The following is a 16,173-nucleotide window of genomic DNA, read 5'->3' as shown; positions in this document are numbered from 1 at the left end:
AGAAGCCCTTGGTGGTGACGGCCTTGGCCGAGATCAGCTCGTCCAGCAGCGTCGCCATGCGGACACACTTCTCGTCCTTCAGAACGCTGCGCAGCGTGTCCGGCTTCTCCAGACTGAACGCCGGGCACTGGCAGGCCCAGAAGTACGACTCGTGGGAGTTGGTGTCGCCGACCGATCCGACGAGGTAGCCGGGGTGGTCCTTGGCGACCTGCTTCCCCAGGGCCTCGTACTGCTGCCAGGTGGTAGGGGTCTCGTATCCCCACTTGTCCATGAGGTCCTTGTTGTACCAGAGGACCACCTGCGCGATGTCGTTGCGCAGGCAGTAGGTGTGGCCGTTGAACTGGCAGGGCGCAAGGGAACCCTTGGCGAAGCCGTCCAGCGTGCTCTGCGGCACGAGCTTGTCGTCCAGGGGCGCGGCGAACGGCTGCGCGCCTGGCTTGGTGGGCTCGGACGCCCAGGTCACATCGGTGGGTGAGCCGAACACCACGTCCGGCCAGCCGCTGCCGGTCCGGTCGAACAACTGCGTCTTCGACTGGAGGTACGTCGAGCCGTCGGCGCCGCCGTCGTACGTGACGATCTCCATCTTCACGTCCGGGTGCGCCTTCTGGTACGCCTGCACGGACGGCAGCCGGGTCGAGTCGGCCCACACCGTGATCTTCGAGCCGTCCTTCTGCGCGACCGGTGTGAACGCCGTCCCCGAGGTGGACGTCTTGGTGGTGGTGTCGGCGCTGGCGCAGCCGGCCAGAGCGGCCGCCGCGGCCAGGGAGAGCGCCGCGGCGGCGGTGCGCAGCGCGGTGCGGCGCCTGCGGGCTCTCGGAGATCCTGAAGACCTCATTGTCGTGCCTTTCTTGTTGGTGCGTGGGACGGGTTACGCGCCGGATGGGGGCGCCGGGTGCGGTGGTGGGCCGGACGAGTAACGGCCCGTCCCGCCACCGCCCGGTCAGCGCGGCTGCTCGACGTAGCTCTGGAGTTCGCTTCCGTAGCCGAAGTCGAGCGGGAGGGCTATGCCAGGCCCCGTGGGGGCGTGCACCAGACCCTGTGCGTCCACATGGCGCTCGCGGACGACCTTCGCCGCGGTCACCAGGGACTCGTAGTAGGTGGTGTTGGAGATGGCCATGCACAGGTGGTGGTTCGGGATGTCCGAACCGTGCACCTCGGCACGGAGCCGGTAGGCGTCGGCGAGGTGTGCCGTGCGCATGGCGCCGGTGATCCCGCCGCGGAGGGTGGTGCCGGCCCGTACACCGAAGGTGGCGGCGCCGGCCGTGATGAAGTCCGCGGAGTTCATATGGGCTCCGTCGGAGGTCTCGGCGACGAGCAGCGGCACGTCCACGGCCGCCGCCAGCCGCTGGTAGGCGGAGACGCTGAACTCGCGCATCGGCTCCTCGTACCAGAGGTAGTCGGCCTCCGACAGCGCCCTTCCCAGGCGGATCGCGTCGGGGAGGTCGAAGCCGGCCGACCCGTCGTACATGAGCGGGACGGAAGGGCCGACGTGGTCGCGCAGTGCCAGACAGAGCTCGGCGTCCCGGCGGGCGTCGCCCCAGGCGTGCAGCTTGATCCCTCGGTAGCCCAGGGCCAGGCACTGGTCCGCCACGTCGAGGAACTCCGCGACGCTGTCGAACGTCGTGGTGGAGGCGTACGCGGGGATCGTCTCCCGGAAGCCGCCGAGCAGACGCCAGACCGGCTGCCCGTGGTACCGGCCTGCCAGGTCCCACAGGGCGGTGTCGATGAGACCCAGAGCGGGGAGCGGGAGTTCGTGGATACGGTCCAGCTCCCACACCCGGTGCCACAGCCATTCCCGCTGGAACGGGTCGGCTCCGACCAGTTCGTCACGGAAGACCCGGTCCACCAGATCCCGCAGGGTGGTGAAGGCTCCCGGCCTGGCGAACAGGGCCACCCCCTCGGCTCCCTCGTCGGTGCCGATGCGCAGGACCGCGCCGTCGCCCACCGGAGCGCTTCCGCTCAGCCCGTCCCGCCAGCGGAAGGGCGGGCTGGCCGCCGGAACGTCGATCCGGTGTACTTCGACATGGGTGATCTTCATCCTGGCTTTCGTTTCTGTGTGAGTGGGCCGGCCCCAAGGGGCGCGTACGGGTCAGAAGTCGCCGTACGCCCGCAGCTCGTAGATGCTGCCGCCGTTCCAGCTGGATCCGGTGACGGTCACGCGCAGGTAGCGGGCCGTCACGGGCTGGTCGGCGAACGAGTAGTTGGTCGCCGAAACGGTCCTCTCGGACGTGTGGTCATCGAGTGTGGACCACGTCGTCCCGTCGGCCGAGTACTCCAGGCGGTACTGGTAGCCGCTGGGCAACTCGAAGGTGGTCACCACGCTGGAGACCTTGGTGTCCCCGCCCAGGTCCACCTGGATCCAGGACGGATCGGGCAGGCCGCGGCCCTGGGCCCAGCGGGTGGACAGGTCACCGTCCACCGCCTTCTCGGGGATGTTGCCGTCCGAGTCCGACGAGGCGGTGACCGGCTTCCTCAGCGCCAGGTTGTTGTCGGCCGGCGTGGTGACGACGGCCGCCCGGCTGGGCTCGGAGGTGTTCAGCGCGGCGTCGCGGGCCACGACGGTGAAGGAGTACTCCTTCGCCGGGGTCAGGCCGGAGACCCGCAGAGTCGTGGCGCCGGTGACGGCGATCCGCTTGCCGTCCTGCTGGACGACATAGCTGGTCACGCCGGTGTCATCGGTCGCGGCAGGCCAGCTGAGGTCCACCAGGCTGGGCAGCAGGGGTCTGACCTCGGGCTGTCCGGGGGCCGAGGGGGCGGTGCCGTCCGAGCTGGGCGCGCCGGGGGCGCCGTAGACCTGGAAGTCGAAGACGCTGCCGCCGTTGCCGCTGGTCCCGGTGACCGTCAGCCGTACGAAGCGGCCGGCGACCGGATCGGCGGTGTGCGCGTAGGTGGTCATCTCCGTGGTGTTCGCGGAGGTGTGGTCCGCCAGTGTCTTCCAGTTGACCTCGTCCGGGGACACCTCGATGCGGTACTTGTAACCGCTGCTCTTCTCGAAGCTGGTGATCGCGCCGTTCACGTCGTAGGGGGCGCCGAGGTCCACCTGGATCCAGGACGGATCGGGCAGGCCGCGGCCCTGGGCCCAGCGGGTGGACAGGTCACCGTCCACCGCCTTCTCGGGGACGTTGCCGTCCGAGTCCGACGAGGCGGTGACCGGCTTCCTCAGCGCCAGGTCGGAGCCGGAGGGCGTGGTGACCTTCAGTTCCCGGCTCCGCGGGGACTCGTTGCCGGCCGCGTCCCGGGCGGTGATCCGGAAGCGGTAGGTCGTGCCGGCCGTCAGGCCGGGGATACGTACGGAGGTCTTTCCGGAAGCGCTGACGAGCGTGCCGTCACGGTAGACGGAGTAGCCCGTGACGCCCGTGTCGTCGGTGGACGCGGGCCAGTTGAGGTCCGCCACGGTCGGGAAGTCGGCGACCGCGGCCGGGGTGCCGGGGGCGGTGGGCGCCGTACGGTCGGTGACGTCCGGGCCCGGGTCGAGGTGCCGGTAGCGCGGCTGGAGGCCGGCGTTGTTCACGATCGAGGCCGGGAGCTGGTCGCAGGAGTCCACGGCGATGTTGCCGCTGACGTCGTTGTTCTCGCTGCCTCCCTGGACGCTGAAGGCGGGGTTGCTCGTGTAGTTGCCGGTGACGGTGTTCTCTTCCCCGTGGTTCATCAGCATCCACTGGAAGGACACCTCGCACAGGGCGTTGCCCGTGTTCCGCCAGTGGCGGCTGCCCTCGTCGTGGTAGATGCCGCCGTACGCGGGGGCCGGGACGCCGTGGATGTAGTTGCCGGAGACCGTGCCGCCGGGGTTGGTACTGAGGGTGTAGACGGCGCCACCGTCGGCCTGCGACTTCATGATGTCGCCGATCTCGTTGTCGGTGACGAGGGTGTCCCGGCTGACGGTGGGGGTGTCCCAGACCGGCACGCCGCCGTTGTTCGGGTACGCGTGGTTGCCGCCCTGGTCGGTCAGCCCCCATCCCCAGCCCACGGAGATCCCGCTGTAGGGCAGGTCGTAGACCTTGTTGTGGGTGATCACCGTGCGGTCGGTGTAGCCGGCCAGGATGCCCACCGAGCCGTTGTACTGGTCGGCGACCTTGGTGACGACGTTGTTGTCGACCATGGTGTTCTTGGTGATGTCCCGCGGGTCGTCGGGGTGTGCGTCCCGCGCCTCGACGCCGCCGATCTGGATGCCGGTGGCGGCGATCTGCCGGAAGACATTGCCCGTGATGGCGGTGTCCTGGGTCCCGGTGTTCAGGTTCAGGCCGACGGCGCCGAGGTGGGTGAAGGTGTTGCCCTTGAAACCGATGTCGTGGCCGTGGCTCACATTGACGGCCCCGGGCGTCTTCTGCCAGTTCAGGCGGGTGGAGTCGAAGTCGGGGTTGTTCTCGCCGACCATCCGGAAGCCCGCCTGGCCCTCGATGAGTCCGTCGGCCGAACTGGGGGCGAGCCAGGTGGAGTAGGAGAAGGTGATGCCCTCGAAGGACACATCGGTGACCGGCTTGGCGGTGGTGCCGTTCAGATTGACCAGGTCCTGCACGACCGGCACCGTGACGGTCGCGGTCGACAGGTCCTGACCGGCCTTGGGCAGGTAGTACACCTCGCCCGCGCCCTTGTCGACGTACCACTCGCCGGGGGTGTCCAGCAGCTCGCGGGCGTTCTCCAGCCAGGTCGGATTCTGGATCTCCTGGCCCTGCTGCAGGTTGGCGTTGTGCCAGCAGGGCTGTTCCATCGTCATCGTGTCGCCGGAGATCGACCGCACACCGCAGCGCTGGAGCTTCCAGCCCCAACTGCTGACGACTTCCAGGTCCGAGGGACGCTTGTAGCCACTGATGGCGGTGTCGGTGAAGGTATAGCCGGTGGACGTCTTGCTGAAGCCCGGCGGGTTCTTCGCGCCGCGCGCGCGGGTCGCCGGTTCACCGTTCACATAGAGCTGGCGGGTGTCGAGGTCGCCGATCGTGGCCTTGTAGATCCCCTTCGCCGGATCGGCCGGGGTCCAGCCGGTGATCCGCTTGCCCCCGCTGATCACCGGGTGCGCACCGGGGGCGGCCTCGTAGACGACCCGTTGTCCGTCACTGCCGGAGTCCCGAGCGGTGAGACTGAAGGTACGGCTCAGTTGGTGCGTACCCGCCATCAGCCGTACGTGGACGTCGCCGCGTACCTTCTTCTTGGCCTCACGCACGTAGTCCCGGGCGTGTTCCAGGGTCCTGAACGGATGCGCGGCGGTGCCGGAGCCGGCGTCCCGGCCGGTCGGCGAGACGTAGACGTCCAGGCCCGAGGCGCGCGACGGGGCGGCCTGGGCCGGTACGGCGGCCAGCGGCGCCGACACGACGGCCAGGGAAAGGGCGGCTGTCAGCACTCTTCGGAGCGGTGTGAACATGCCTGCGCGAGAAGACGGTATAGACACGGAAATCCAATCGCCTCAATGAAGTGGTGTCCGGGAACCCGGTCGTCCTCCGGGTTCCTCCGGCGTTGGCCGGCTCGGTCCGCGAGCCCGTGGCGTCGGGTGACGACAGCGGCTTACGAGGCGGACGACTCAGGGGAGAGCGGGTCGTCCTCGGCAGCGGTGCTCTTCGGTGTGTGCGGCCGCGTGCCGGCACCGCCGCGGGAATCGAGGTTGAACAGCCGGTCGCGGATCTTTCGTTCGAACTGGCTCTGTGTGGTGGCGATGTGCTCCACCATCAGCCGGCCCGCGAGATCGGCCTCCCCCGCGGCGACCGCCTCGGCAATGGCGAGGTGCTGTCGTGCGGCCACTTCCAGCGACCCCGGTGCGTCACCGTGGAAGAGCAGCACATCGGACTGTGACGCCAGCCGACGCACCCCGGCGACGCTCGACCTCAGGAACACGTTGTGCGCGGCGGCGCCCACCGCGTCGTGGAACGCCGTGTCGGCCTTGGCGAAGCCGTACCCGTCGGCGGCGCGGGCCGCCACCAACGAGGTCTCGGCGCACTCCCTGATGGTCCGGACCTCGATCGGCGTGGCGAGGGAGGCGGCGCGGCGCGCCGTCTCCGACTCGATGACCGTCCGGTAGTCCAGGAGCATCAGGACGTCTTCCATGCTCGTCGGCCGGAAGTGCGAGAGCTGGTCGTCGACCAGCCCGGCGTTCGACTCGGCGACGAAGATCCCCGCGCCACGCCGTACGGTCAGCCGGCCGATGGCGGACAGGACCTTCACCGCCTCGCGGGTGACATTGCGGGAGGCGCCCAGGATCTGCGCCAGGCCCTGTTCGGTGGGCAGCCGGTCCCCGGCCCGCAGGTTCTGCTCGGCGATGTGGTTCAGCAGCTGCTCGGCGACCAGCTCGTATCCCGGCCGGTAGGGACGCGTCGCGTCGTCATCGTCTCCGCCAGAGACCGGTGAAGAATCTGCCACGGCGTAATCCCCCTGTGGTGAGTTCAGATGAATCAGGTTCATCGGCGTGGGCAACTATGACATCCGCGTTACATGTTGAGAAGAGTCCGGAACGAACTTCCTTCACGCACGCCCTGAACGCCCTTCACCGCAACAAAAAGGACAGACCTTCCGGATCTATTGCACAGGGAGGATCAGATCCTTATGGTCCTCCCTGTCGAATGAAGCAGATCCTTTGAAGGAGGGCTGAGTATGGTGCAGCGCTTCGGCGCCGTGATCCGGCTGCGGCAGGGGAAGGAGCGGGAGTACCTCGCCCTGCACGCCGCCGCGTGGCCGGCCGTGCTCGCGGCCCTCAAGCGGGCCCACATGGGCAACTACTCCATCTTCCTGCGGGACGGCCTGCTGTTCAGCTACCTGGAATACACCGGTTCCGACTACGCCGCCGACACCGCGGCGATCGCCGCGGATCCGGTGTCCCGGGAGTGGTGGGCGTTGACCGACCCGTGCCAGCGGCCGCTGGACAGCGTGGCCGAGGGCGAGTGGTGGGCCCCCGCCGAAGAGATCTTCCACCTCGACTAGGCCGTGTCCGCCACACGTCGTCCACCGAACCGAAGGACCGATCAGTGCGCAACGCCGCCCGTCAGTGGGATCCCGTGGGACACGACCGGCCCCGGAACGAGGTGACGGGCCGCCGGATCGGCCGTACAGGTGTGCGTGTCAGCCCCCTGGGGTTCGGCGCCGCACCCCTCGGCAACCTCTACACCCCGGTCGACGACGAGCGGGCGCGCGCCGCGGTCGAGGCCGCCTGGGACGCAGGGGTGCGGTACTTCGACACCGCCCCGCACTACGGGCTCGGACTGTCCGAGCGGCGCCTCGGGTCGGCGCTCGCGCACCGGCCGCGTACGGAGTTCACCGTCTCCACCAAGGTCGGCCGGCTGCTGGAACCCCACCCCGCTCCCACGGGATCCGATCTGACCGCGGGGGGCTTCGCCGTACCGGACACGTTGATCCGCCGCGCCGACTACTCGCGTGACGGGGTGCTGCGGAGCCTGGACGCCAGTCTCGCCCGGCTGGGCCTTGACCGGGTGGACATCGTCTACGTACACGACCCCGACGACCATCTGGACGCCGCCCTCGACCACGCGCTGCCCGCCCTGGCGGACCTGCGCGACCAGGGCGTCATCGGTGCTGTGGGCGTCGGGATGAACACCGTCGCCCCGCTGCTGCGGGTCGTCGCCGAAGCGGACGTGGACGCCGTGATGGTGGCCGGCCGGTGGACCCTGATCGACCGCAGCGCCGGCCCGCTGCTGGAGGCGTGCGCGCGGCGAGGTGTCTCGGTGATCGCCGCGGCCCCGTTCAACTCCGGTCTGCTCAGCCGGCCGCGGCCGCCCGACGACGCCTCATTCGACTACGGTCCCGCCTCCGAGGCGCTGCTGCGCCGGGCCCGGCGTCTCGCCGGCGTCTGTGCCCGGCACGGCACCGTCCTCCCACACGCCGCCGTCCGCTTTCCGCTGCGCGATCCCGCGGTGGCCGGGGTGGTCGCGGGCTTCCGTTCCGCCCACGAGGTCCTGTCCGCGGCCCGCTGGGTCTCTGACGACCTGACCGACGCCGTGTGGTCGGACCTCGACGCGGCCGCCGAGGCCACCGGGGACGGGCCCCGGTAGCGGAGCCGGCGTCGGGCGGCGCGCCCATGACGGGAAGTCAGCGCACCCGGGGCTGCGGGGGTCTGCCGCCGGCCATGAGGGGCGAGCGGGCCAGTTCCACACAGCCCGCCGCGATCACGGCGACCCCGACGAGTTCGGGCAGCAGCCACCAGCCGGAGCGCAGGCTCTCGCCGAAGAGCGTCACCCCGTACGTGATGCTGATCAGCGCGTCGCCGAGGGTGAGCATCGGCTGGGACGCGACCAGCGCGCCGGCCTGGAGCGCGTTCTGGAGGAGGAACAGCGCCCCCACACCGGCGACCGCCGTGGCGTAGAGCTGCCAGGCGGTCACCAGCGCGAGGACGCCCCCGCCGCCGTCCAGCCGCGACACGGCGTCCTTCATCAGCGCGGCGGTCAGCGCGTATCCGCAGGCGGCGGCGAGACCGAGGGCCGCGGCGCGCGCGTTGCCGTGCAGCCGCCGCGACCAGCCGATCAGTACGGCCTCGAAGACCCCGGTGACGATCAGGGCGGGGACCCAGGCGTACCCGGGGACGCTCTCGCTGCCACCGCCGGGCGCGGCGGCGGCCATGCCCAGGGCGAGACCGCAGGTCACCGCCGCCACGCCCAGCCAGGCCGACCGGGTCAGCCTGATGCGGAAGGTACAGCTCGCGATCAGCAGGGTGATGGGCAGCTCGATGACGAAGATCGGCTGGACCACCGCGATCGGCCCCGTGGCGAGCGCCACCGCCTGGCACACCGCGGCTACGAGCACCAGCCCGATCCCCGCCAGCCACACCTTCTTCCGCAGCAGGTGCTTGATCAGCGAGAGATGCATCGCCTCGGCGTCGGGCACGGTGGACGCGGCGCGGCGCTGGAGCACCGAGGCGGAGCCGTTGCTGATCGCGGTCAGTACGGCGAACAGGACACTGATCACCGGTCCATCATGCGGCTGAGGGGTTCCCGAACGGCTCTCATACCGGCGCGCGCGGTCCGGGGCGGGGCCGAACGGGGGACGGCGGTGCCGTCCGCCCTCGATAGACTCGCACCGTCGGCGCTCCGTGCGCCGGAGGCGGCCAGGAGGCGACCGCCCGGACCACCGGCGAGCCGGACCACCGGCGAGGAAGACACGGGACCCGTGGCACGCAGACACCGCACCCCGCCCCCCTCGCCCCTCCCCCAGCGGGACGGGATCGATCCGGTGCGGCTCCGGCTGCCCGTCGACGAGGAGAGCGCGTGGGCGACCGTGCGGGATCATCTGGTCGCGCGGTTCGGTGACGCCATCGGGGCCGGGCGGGTCGACGCGATGTTCCGGGAGGGGCGGTTCGTCGGGGTGGACGGGCCGGTGGGGGCGGCGGAGCCGTATGCCGCCGGGCGGTACCTCTGGTTCCACCGGGACTTCGCCGCCGAGGAGCCGGTGCCGTTCGGGATCGGGATCGTGTACCGCGACGAGCGGATCGTCGTCGCCGACAAGCCGCACTTCCTGGCCACGACCCCGCGCGGCCGGCATATCACCGACACCGCGCTGGCCCGGCTCCGCCGGGATCTCGGACTGCCCGCGTTGCAGCCCGCGCACCGGCTCGACCGGCTCACGGCCGGGCTCACGCTCTTCGTCGTACGGGCCGGGGACCGGGGCGCGTACCAGACGCTGTTCCGGGACCGGCTGGTGCGCAAGGAGTACGAGGCGGTCGCGCCGTACGATCCCGCCGTGGCGCTGCCGGTCACGGTGCGCAGCCGGATCGAGAAGGAGCGCGGGGTGCTGGCGGCGCGGGAGGTCCCCGGCGAGCCGAATTCCGAGAGCCGGATCGAGAGGGTGGAGCGGCGGGGCGGGTTCGGCCGGTACCGGCTGTCGCCGGCCACCGGCCGAACCCATCAGCTGCGGGTCCATATGAACCGTCTGGGGCTGCCGATCCTGAACGACCCGGTGTATCCGGTGGTCCGGGCGGAAGACCCCGACGACTACGGGTCGCCGTTGCAACTCCTCGCGAAGGTGCTGGAGTTCACCGATCCGGTGACGGGCGAGCCGCACCGGTTCGAAAGCCGGCTCGCCCTGTCCCGGTGGCCGCGGTCTCAGTGACCGCGCTGAATCCACTCCGCCAGCCGCGGCGCCTCGGCGCCGATGGTGGTCGTATCGCCGTGCCCCGTACGGACCACCGTCTCCGGAGGCAGACCGAGCAGCCGGTCCCGGATCGAGTCGATGATGGTCGGGAAGTGCGAGAACGACCGGCCGGTGGCGCCGGGTCCGCCCTGGAAGAGCGTGTCGCCGGTGAAGACCGATGACAGCTCGGGGGCGTACAGGCAGACCGCGCCCGGGGCGTGCCCGGGGGTGTGGAGCACGGTCAGGGTGGTGCCCGCGACGGTGAGTGCGGCGCCGTCCGTCAGCTCGCCGTCCGGGAGCCGCTCGGGGTACGTCTGCTTCCAGAGGGGCAGGTCGTCGGGGTGCAGCAGTACGGGCGCGCCGGTGGCGGCGGCGAGGGCCGGTGCCGCGTCGATGTGGTCGTTGTGCGCGTGGGTGCAGACGATGGCGCGCAGTGTGCGCCCGCCGAGCGCGTTCTCGATGGCGGCGGCGTCATGGGCGGCATCGATGACGATCGCCTCGGAGTCGTCGCCGACGATCCAGACGTTGTTGTCGACGTCCCAGGTGCCGCCGTCGAGCGAGAAGGTGCCGGAGGTGACGAGATGGTCGATGCGGACGGTCATCAGAACACCACCACGGAACGCAGGACGTCGCCTTCGTGCATCCGGGCGAACGCCTTCTCGACATCGCCGAGTCCGATGGTCTCGGTGACGAACGCGCCAAGGTCGATCCGGCCCTGCTGGTGCAGGTCGACGAGCATGGGGAAGTCGCGGGACGGCAGACAGTCGCCGTACCAGGAGGACTTGAGGGAGCCGCCGCGGCCGAAGACGTCGATCAGCGGCAGTTCGAGCGTCATCTCGGGCGTGGGGACGCCGACCAGGACGACCGTCCCGGCCAGATCGCGGGCGTAGAAGGCCTGCTTGTACGTCTCCGGGCGGCCGACCGCCTCGATGACGACATCCGCGCCGAACCCGCCGGTCAGCTCGCGGATCGCCTCGACGGGGTCGGTGGAGCGGGAGTTGACGGTGTGTGTGGCGCCCATCGCCTTCGCCGTCTCCAGCTTGCGGTCGTCGATGTCGACGGCGATGATCCGGGCCGCGCCCGCGAGGCGCGCGCCGACGACCGCCGCGTCACCGACACCGCCGCAGCCGATGACCGCGACCGAGTCGCCCCGGCCGACCTGGCCGGTGTTGATGGCGGCGCCGATGCCCGCCATCACACCGCAGCCGAGGAGTCCGGCGACGGCCGGTGAGACGCTCGGGTCGACCTTGGTGCACTGGCCCGACGCGACCAGCGTCTTCTCGGCGAAGGCGCCGATGCCCAGCGCCGGGGAGAGTTCCGTGCCGTCCGTCAGCGTCATCTTCCGCGCCGCGTTGTGGGTGTTGAAACAGTACTGCGGCCGTCCGCGCAGACAGGCCCGGCAGTTGCCGCACACCGCACGCCAGTTGAGGATCACGAAGTCGCCGGGCGCGACATCGGTGACGCCCTCGCCGACCGACTCGACCACGCCCGCGGCCTCATGGCCGAGGAGGAAGGGGAAGTCGTCGTTGATGCCGCCCTGCTTGTAGTGCAGATCCGTATGGCAGACGCCGCACGCCTGCACCTTCACCACGGCCTCACCGGGACCGGGGTCCGGTACGACGATCGTCTCGACCCTCACCGGCTCGTTCCTGCCGGGGGCGACGACCCCCTGCACCTGCTGCGCCATTGCCAGGACCTGCCTTTCCTCACACTGTCACACGCTCGGACGCTCACACACCGAGCGTTCGTCATCCCCCACTATCCCGTGCCGAATCGCCCTACCGTACCCAAGCGCGTGCGGGGGAGGTACGCACGGTCAGGGCGCCAGTACGTCCAGCTCCTCCAGGGCGCCGACGGCGATTTCCCTGGTGAGTTCCTCGGCGCGCACGGCGTCGCCCTCCCGTACCGCTTCGGCGACCTGGACATGGAGGGTCACGGCGGCCGGGTCAGGGTCGTCGAACATCACCTGGTGGTGCGTACGTCCGGTGAGGACCTCGGCGACCACATCGCCGAGCCGGGCGAACATCTCGTTGCCCGACGCGTTCAGCACCACCCGGTGGAAGGCGATGTCATGGACGAGGTACTCCTCCAGCCGCCGCCCCCGGGAGGTGGCGACCATGCCGAGGGCCTGCTCGGTGAGAGCGGCGCACTGCTCGGGCGTGGCGTGCCGGGCGGCGAGCCCCGCGGCGACCGGTTCGACCGCCGAGCGCAGCACGGTCAGCGAGCGCAGCTGACGGGGACGGTCGGAGCCGGCGAGGCGCCAGCGGATGACGCGCGGATCGTAGACGTTCCACTCCTCGGTGGGGCGTACGGTCACGCCCACCCGGCGCCGGGACTCCACCAGATGCATGGATTCGAGGACGCGGACCACCTCGCGGACGACGGTGCGCGAGACGTCGAAGCGCTGGGCCACCTCGTCCGTGCGCACCACACTGCCCTGCGGGTACTCGCCCGCGGTGATGGCGAGGCCGAGCGTGTCCAGCACATGGGTATGCAAGCCCCGGCCTTCACCTTCAGTGGTCATGGGACAACCCTACGGGGCACACCCCGCCAAGATTAAGTACGACGTTTACATCACAGCCTCTTGAATAAGTCGTACCTAATAGGTTTCAGTAGCGCGACGGCCCGATGCCAGGGACGGACTGAAGCCGATGTCGAGGAAGACAGCGAGGCATGCGATGAGCACCCCCCACGTCGTCGTGGTGATGGGCGTGGCAGGAACCGGCAAGACCACGGTCGGCCCCCTGCTCGCCGACGCACTGGGCGTCCCGTACGCCGAGGGCGACGATTTCCACCCGCCGGGGAACATCGCGAAGATGTCCGCCGGCACCCCGCTCGACGACGCGGACCGCCTGCCCTGGCTGGACGCCATCGGAGCCTGGGCACACAGCAGGGCCGGGCTCGGCGGTGTGGTGAGCAGTTCCGCGCTCAAGCGCGCCTACCGGGACCGGCTGCGGTCGGCCGCGCCGGGCGCCGTCTTCCTCCACCTCACCGGCGACCGGCCGTTGATCGAAACCCGGATGTCGGAGCGCAAGGGGCACTTCATGCCCACCGCGCTGCTGGACTCGCAGTTCGCCGCCCTGGAGAACCTGGGCGCGGACGAAGCGGGTGTGGCCGTCGACGTGTCCGGCACCCCAGAAGAAATCACCGACCGGGCCGTCGCCGCGCTGCGCCGGCTCGAAAGCTGAAGGAAGTTCCCGTGACTCCCGTGACCAGTCTCAGTGTCGAGACGCTGGCAGCGGACGCAGCCGAACCGATCACCTCGGCGGGCAACGCGCAGCTGGGCATAGCGGTTCTCGCCGGTATCGCCGTCATCGTCCTGCTCATCACCGTCTTCAAACTCCATGCCTTTCTGGCCCTGACCCTCGGCTCGCTGGCGCTCGGCGCCTTCGCGGGTGCCCCGCTGGACAAGGTCATCACCAGCTTCACCGCCGGCCTCGGCTCCACGGTCGCGGGGGTGGGCGTACTGATCGCGCTCGGCGCGATACTCGGCAAGCTCCTCGCCGACTCGGGCGGCGCCGACCAGATCGTCGACACGATCCTCGCCAGGGCGAGCGGGCGCGCCATGCCCTGGGCGATGGTCCTGATCGCCTCGGTGATCGGCCTGCCGCTCTTCTTCGAGGTCGGCATCGTGCTGCTGATCCCGGTCGTCCTGCTGGTCGCCAAGCGCGGCAACTACTCCCTGATGCGGATCGGCATCCCGGCGCTGGCCGGGCTCTCCGTGATGCACGGTCTGATACCGCCGCACCCCGGGCCGCTGGTCGCGATCGACGCCATCGGCGCCAACCTCGGTGTGACGCTGGCGCTCGGTGTGGTCGTCGCGATCCCGACCGTGATCATCGCGGGCCCGCTGTTCTCCCGGTACGCGGCGCGCTGGGTGGACATCCCGGCCCCCGACGCGATGGTGCCGCAGCGCACCTCGGACGACCTGGAGACCCGGCCGAGCTTCGCCGCGACCGTCTCCACCGTGCTGCTGCCGGTCGTGCTGATGCTGGGCAAGGCGCTGGTGGACATCGTCGTGGACGATCCGGAGAACACCGTCCAGCGCGTGGCGGACGTCGTCGGCTCCCCGCTGATCGCGCTGCTCGCCGCCGTACTCGTCGGCATCTTCACGCTGGGCCGCGCGGCCGGGTTCACCAAGGGCCGGATCTCCTCGACCGTCGAGAAGTCGCTCGCCCCGATCGCGGGCGTGCTGATGATCGTCGGCGCGGGCGGTGGCTTCAAGCAGACGCTGATCGACTCGGGCGTGGGCCAGATGGTCCTGGACATCTCCGAGGACTGGTCGATCCCCGCGCTGCTGCTGGCCTGGCTGATCGCGGTGGCGATCCGGCTGGCGACCGGTTCGGCGACCGTGGCGACGATCTCGGCGGCCGGACTGGTGGCGCCGCTCGCGGCGGACATGTCGACGGCGCACGCGGCGCTGCTGGTGCTGGCGATCGGCGCGGGCTCGCTCTTCTTCAGCCATGTGAACGACGCCGGGTTCTGGCTGGTGAAGGAGTACTTCGGGATGAGCGTCGGCCAGACGCTGAAGACCTGGTCGGTGATGGAGACCATCATCTCCGTGGTCGGGCTCGGCTTCGTCCTGCTGCTCTCGCTGGTGTTGTAGCCGCAACACGCCCCGGGCGGGGCGGGTCACTCCTCTTTCCACCGGGGGTGCTCCCGCTCCGCCCACGCGCGGTCCACCGACCCGGTCCGCATCCCGCGCCGCGCCTGCGGATCGCCGTACGCCATCCCGATGTGCCCGGCGAGCACGACGCCGATGGCCAGGGCGAGCCAGTCGTGGACGAACGTGGCGCTCGTGCGCCACAGGACCGGCGCGAGACCGGTGAACCACATGAGCAGGCCGGTGCCGAGCATCACCAGCACGGCGCCCGCGATCCACCCCGCGTAGAGCTTCTGCCCCGCGTTGAACTTGCCCGCCGGCCGCGCCCCGGGACGGGCGTCGCGCCGCCGCACCGCGCGCAGCCACTCCGCGTCGTACGGCAGGAACCGGTTGAGCCGGCGCAGATCGGCGCGCAGCGCCCGGGAGGCGAGGCCGAGCAGGACGGGTACGGGCAGCAGCAGCCCCGACCACTCGTGGAGCGTGACGACGAGAGCGCGGCGGCCGACGAGTTCGGCGAGCCGGGGTACGTAGAGACAGGCCGCGGTCGCCACGCACAGCAGCATCAGCGCGCCGGTGACGCGGTGCACCCAGCGCTCCGCCCGGCTGAAGCGCCGTATCCGCCCGGCCGCGCCGGGGGCCGGGGGCTCGGACGGTGGGCGCTCAGACGGTGGGGGTGTCGCCTCGGCCGTTGGACCGGCCGACCCAGGCGTCGACGTCATAGCCGCGCTCCTCCCAGTAGCCGGGCCTGACGTCGGAGGTGACGGAGATCCCGGAGAGCCACTTCGCCGACTTGTAGAAGTACATCGGCGCCACATAGAGCCGGACCGGGCCGCCGTGGGCGTGCTCGATCGGGGCGTCCCGCATCCTGAGCGCCACCATCACATCGGCGCGGCGGGCCTGCTGGAGGGTGAGGCTCTCGCTGTACGCGCCGTCGAAGCAGGTGAAGCGGACCGCTTTGGCACCGGGCCGTACCCCGGCCGCGTCGAGGAGCCGCGAGAGCCGTACGCCCTCGAAGGGGGTGTGCGGGACGCGCCAGCCGGTCACGCACTGCACATCGTGCACGACCCGGGTCCGCGGCAGCGCGCGCAGTGCGTCGAGGGTGTAGGTGGCGGGCCGGTCGACCAGTCCGCCGACCGTCAGCCGGTAGGTGTCCGGGCCCTTGCGGGGTACGGAGCCGGTGACCGAGTAGTAGCGGAAGCCGCCGCCGTTGGGCAGGAGTCCGGTCAGACCTGTCGGGTCCTTGTCCGCGGCCGAGCCGAGGAAGGCTTCGAGACCGCGCTGGAGGTACGGCGCCGTGACGAGTCCGGCGGCGCCGAGGCCGAGCATGGAGAGCACCAGGCGCCGTCCTACCGGCGTGCCCTCGGGCTCTCGTGGTTGATGGGTCACGTATCGAGGAGAACACCCGCGGCCCCGTGAAGCCAGGGACCGCGGGTGTTCGTCATACTTTCGTCAGCAGCGTGCTCAAGCGCGTGCGCGGGTGTGCGCGGGAACGCGCCGCGGTCCGCGGCACG

At 70.6% G+C, this 16,173-nt stretch carries 15 protein-coding genes; 5 read left to right on the top strand and 10 right to left on the bottom strand.

All coding sequences use genetic code 11. From position 1 onward, the window contains the following. From CU044_RS39900 to CU044_RS33840, 4 genes are all read right to left on the bottom strand, one after another. A partial coding sequence (locus CU044_RS39900) for an ABC transporter substrate-binding protein (RefSeq protein WP_240045999.1) occupies window positions 1–835 on the bottom strand: 835 nt, incomplete at its 3' end. A gap of 105 nt (window positions 836–940) precedes the next feature. Then, a complete protein-coding gene (locus CU044_RS33850) occupies window positions 941–2,038 on the bottom strand; it encodes an enolase C-terminal domain-like protein (protein ID WP_129772578.1) in 1,098 nt (365 codons plus the stop codon). 51 nt (window positions 2,039–2,089) lie between these two features. Continuing rightward, on the bottom strand, window positions 2,090–5,356 hold the full coding sequence (locus CU044_RS33845; RefSeq protein WP_129772577.1) for a discoidin domain-containing protein: 3,267 nt from the start codon (window positions 5,354–5,356) through the stop codon (window positions 2,090–2,092). A gap of 140 nt (window positions 5,357–5,496) precedes the next feature. Further along, a complete protein-coding gene (locus CU044_RS33840) occupies window positions 5,497–6,345 on the bottom strand; it encodes an FCD domain-containing protein (RefSeq protein ID WP_129772576.1) in 849 nt (282 codons plus the stop codon). Between the two features lie 231 nt (window positions 6,346–6,576). Here CU044_RS33840 and CU044_RS33835 point away from each other — a divergent pair, with 231 nt between their 5' ends. Beyond that, complete coding sequence (locus CU044_RS33835; protein WP_129772575.1) at window positions 6,577–6,903, top strand: L-rhamnose mutarotase; 327 nt, start codon at window positions 6,577–6,579, stop codon at window positions 6,901–6,903. A gap of 101 nt (window positions 6,904–7,004) precedes the next feature. Continuing rightward, a complete protein-coding gene (locus CU044_RS33830) occupies window positions 7,005–7,988 on the top strand; it encodes an aldo/keto reductase (protein ID WP_129772832.1) in 984 nt (327 codons plus the stop codon). Window positions 7,989–8,025: 37 nt separating this feature from the next. Here the strand turns inward: CU044_RS33830 and CU044_RS33825 are convergent, their stop codons facing one another. After that, a complete protein-coding gene (locus tag CU044_RS33825) occupies window positions 8,026–8,898 on the bottom strand; it encodes a DMT family transporter (protein WP_129772574.1) in 873 nt (290 codons plus the stop codon). A gap of 201 nt (window positions 8,899–9,099) precedes the next feature. Here CU044_RS33825 and CU044_RS33820 point away from each other — a divergent pair, with 201 nt between their 5' ends. Further along, the gene (locus CU044_RS33820; RefSeq protein WP_240045998.1) at window positions 9,100–10,038 is read left to right on the top strand and encodes an RluA family pseudouridine synthase; all 939 of its coding nucleotides are present in this window, start codon (window positions 9,100–9,102) and stop codon (window positions 10,036–10,038) included. Here the strand turns inward: CU044_RS33820 and CU044_RS33815 are convergent. From CU044_RS33815 to CU044_RS33805, 3 genes are all read right to left on the bottom strand, one after another. Next, window positions 10,032–10,661 (bottom strand): MBL fold metallo-hydrolase, encoded by a 630-nt coding sequence (locus CU044_RS33815; protein ID WP_129772572.1) that lies wholly within the window; start codon window positions 10,659–10,661, stop codon window positions 10,032–10,034. The two genes, CU044_RS33820 and CU044_RS33815, sit on opposite strands and share 7 nt — an antisense overlap. Next, on the bottom strand, window positions 10,661–11,746 hold the full coding sequence (locus CU044_RS33810; protein WP_129772571.1) for an S-(hydroxymethyl)mycothiol dehydrogenase: 1,086 nt from the start codon (window positions 11,744–11,746) through the stop codon (window positions 10,661–10,663). Before CU044_RS33810 ends, CU044_RS33815 begins: the two co-directional genes overlap by 1 nt. Before the next feature lie 129 nt (window positions 11,747–11,875). Then, on the bottom strand, window positions 11,876–12,583 hold the full coding sequence (locus CU044_RS33805; RefSeq protein ID WP_129772570.1) for an FCD domain-containing protein: 708 nt from the start codon (window positions 12,581–12,583) through the stop codon (window positions 11,876–11,878). 154 nt (window positions 12,584–12,737) lie between these two features. On the opposite strand from CU044_RS33805, the gene CU044_RS33800 reads away from it, so the two are divergent. Together CU044_RS33800 and CU044_RS33795 are read left to right on the top strand one after the other, a co-directional pair. Next, window positions 12,738–13,247, top strand: a complete 510-nt coding sequence (locus tag CU044_RS33800) for a gluconokinase (RefSeq protein ID WP_129772569.1) — start codon at window positions 12,738–12,740, stop codon at window positions 13,245–13,247. Window positions 13,248–13,267: 20 nt separating this feature from the next. Then, on the top strand, window positions 13,268–14,665 hold the full coding sequence (locus CU044_RS33795; RefSeq protein ID WP_129772568.1) for a gluconate:H+ symporter: 1,398 nt from the start codon (window positions 13,268–13,270) through the stop codon (window positions 14,663–14,665). 26 nt (window positions 14,666–14,691) lie between these two features. Here the strand turns inward: CU044_RS33795 and CU044_RS33790 are convergent, their stop codons facing one another. Continuing rightward, complete coding sequence (locus CU044_RS33790) at window positions 14,692–15,381, bottom strand: cytochrome b/b6 domain-containing protein (protein ID WP_193564136.1); 690 nt, start codon at window positions 15,379–15,381, stop codon at window positions 14,692–14,694. After that, entirely contained in the window at window positions 15,323–15,988 is a 666-nt protein-coding gene (locus tag CU044_RS33785) for a molybdopterin-dependent oxidoreductase (RefSeq protein WP_129772830.1), read from the bottom strand. The genes CU044_RS33790 and CU044_RS33785 overlap by 59 nt, the downstream gene beginning before the upstream one ends. Window positions 15,989–16,173: the final 185 nt, after the last annotated feature.

The sequence above is a fragment of the Streptomyces sp. L-9-10 genome, assembly GCF_004151105.1.
Classification (GTDB): Bacteria; Actinomycetota; Actinomycetes; order Streptomycetales; family Streptomycetaceae; genus Streptomyces.
Note: the sequence above shows the minus strand (reverse complement) of the source record. Positions and strands in the feature narration are given on the sequence as shown.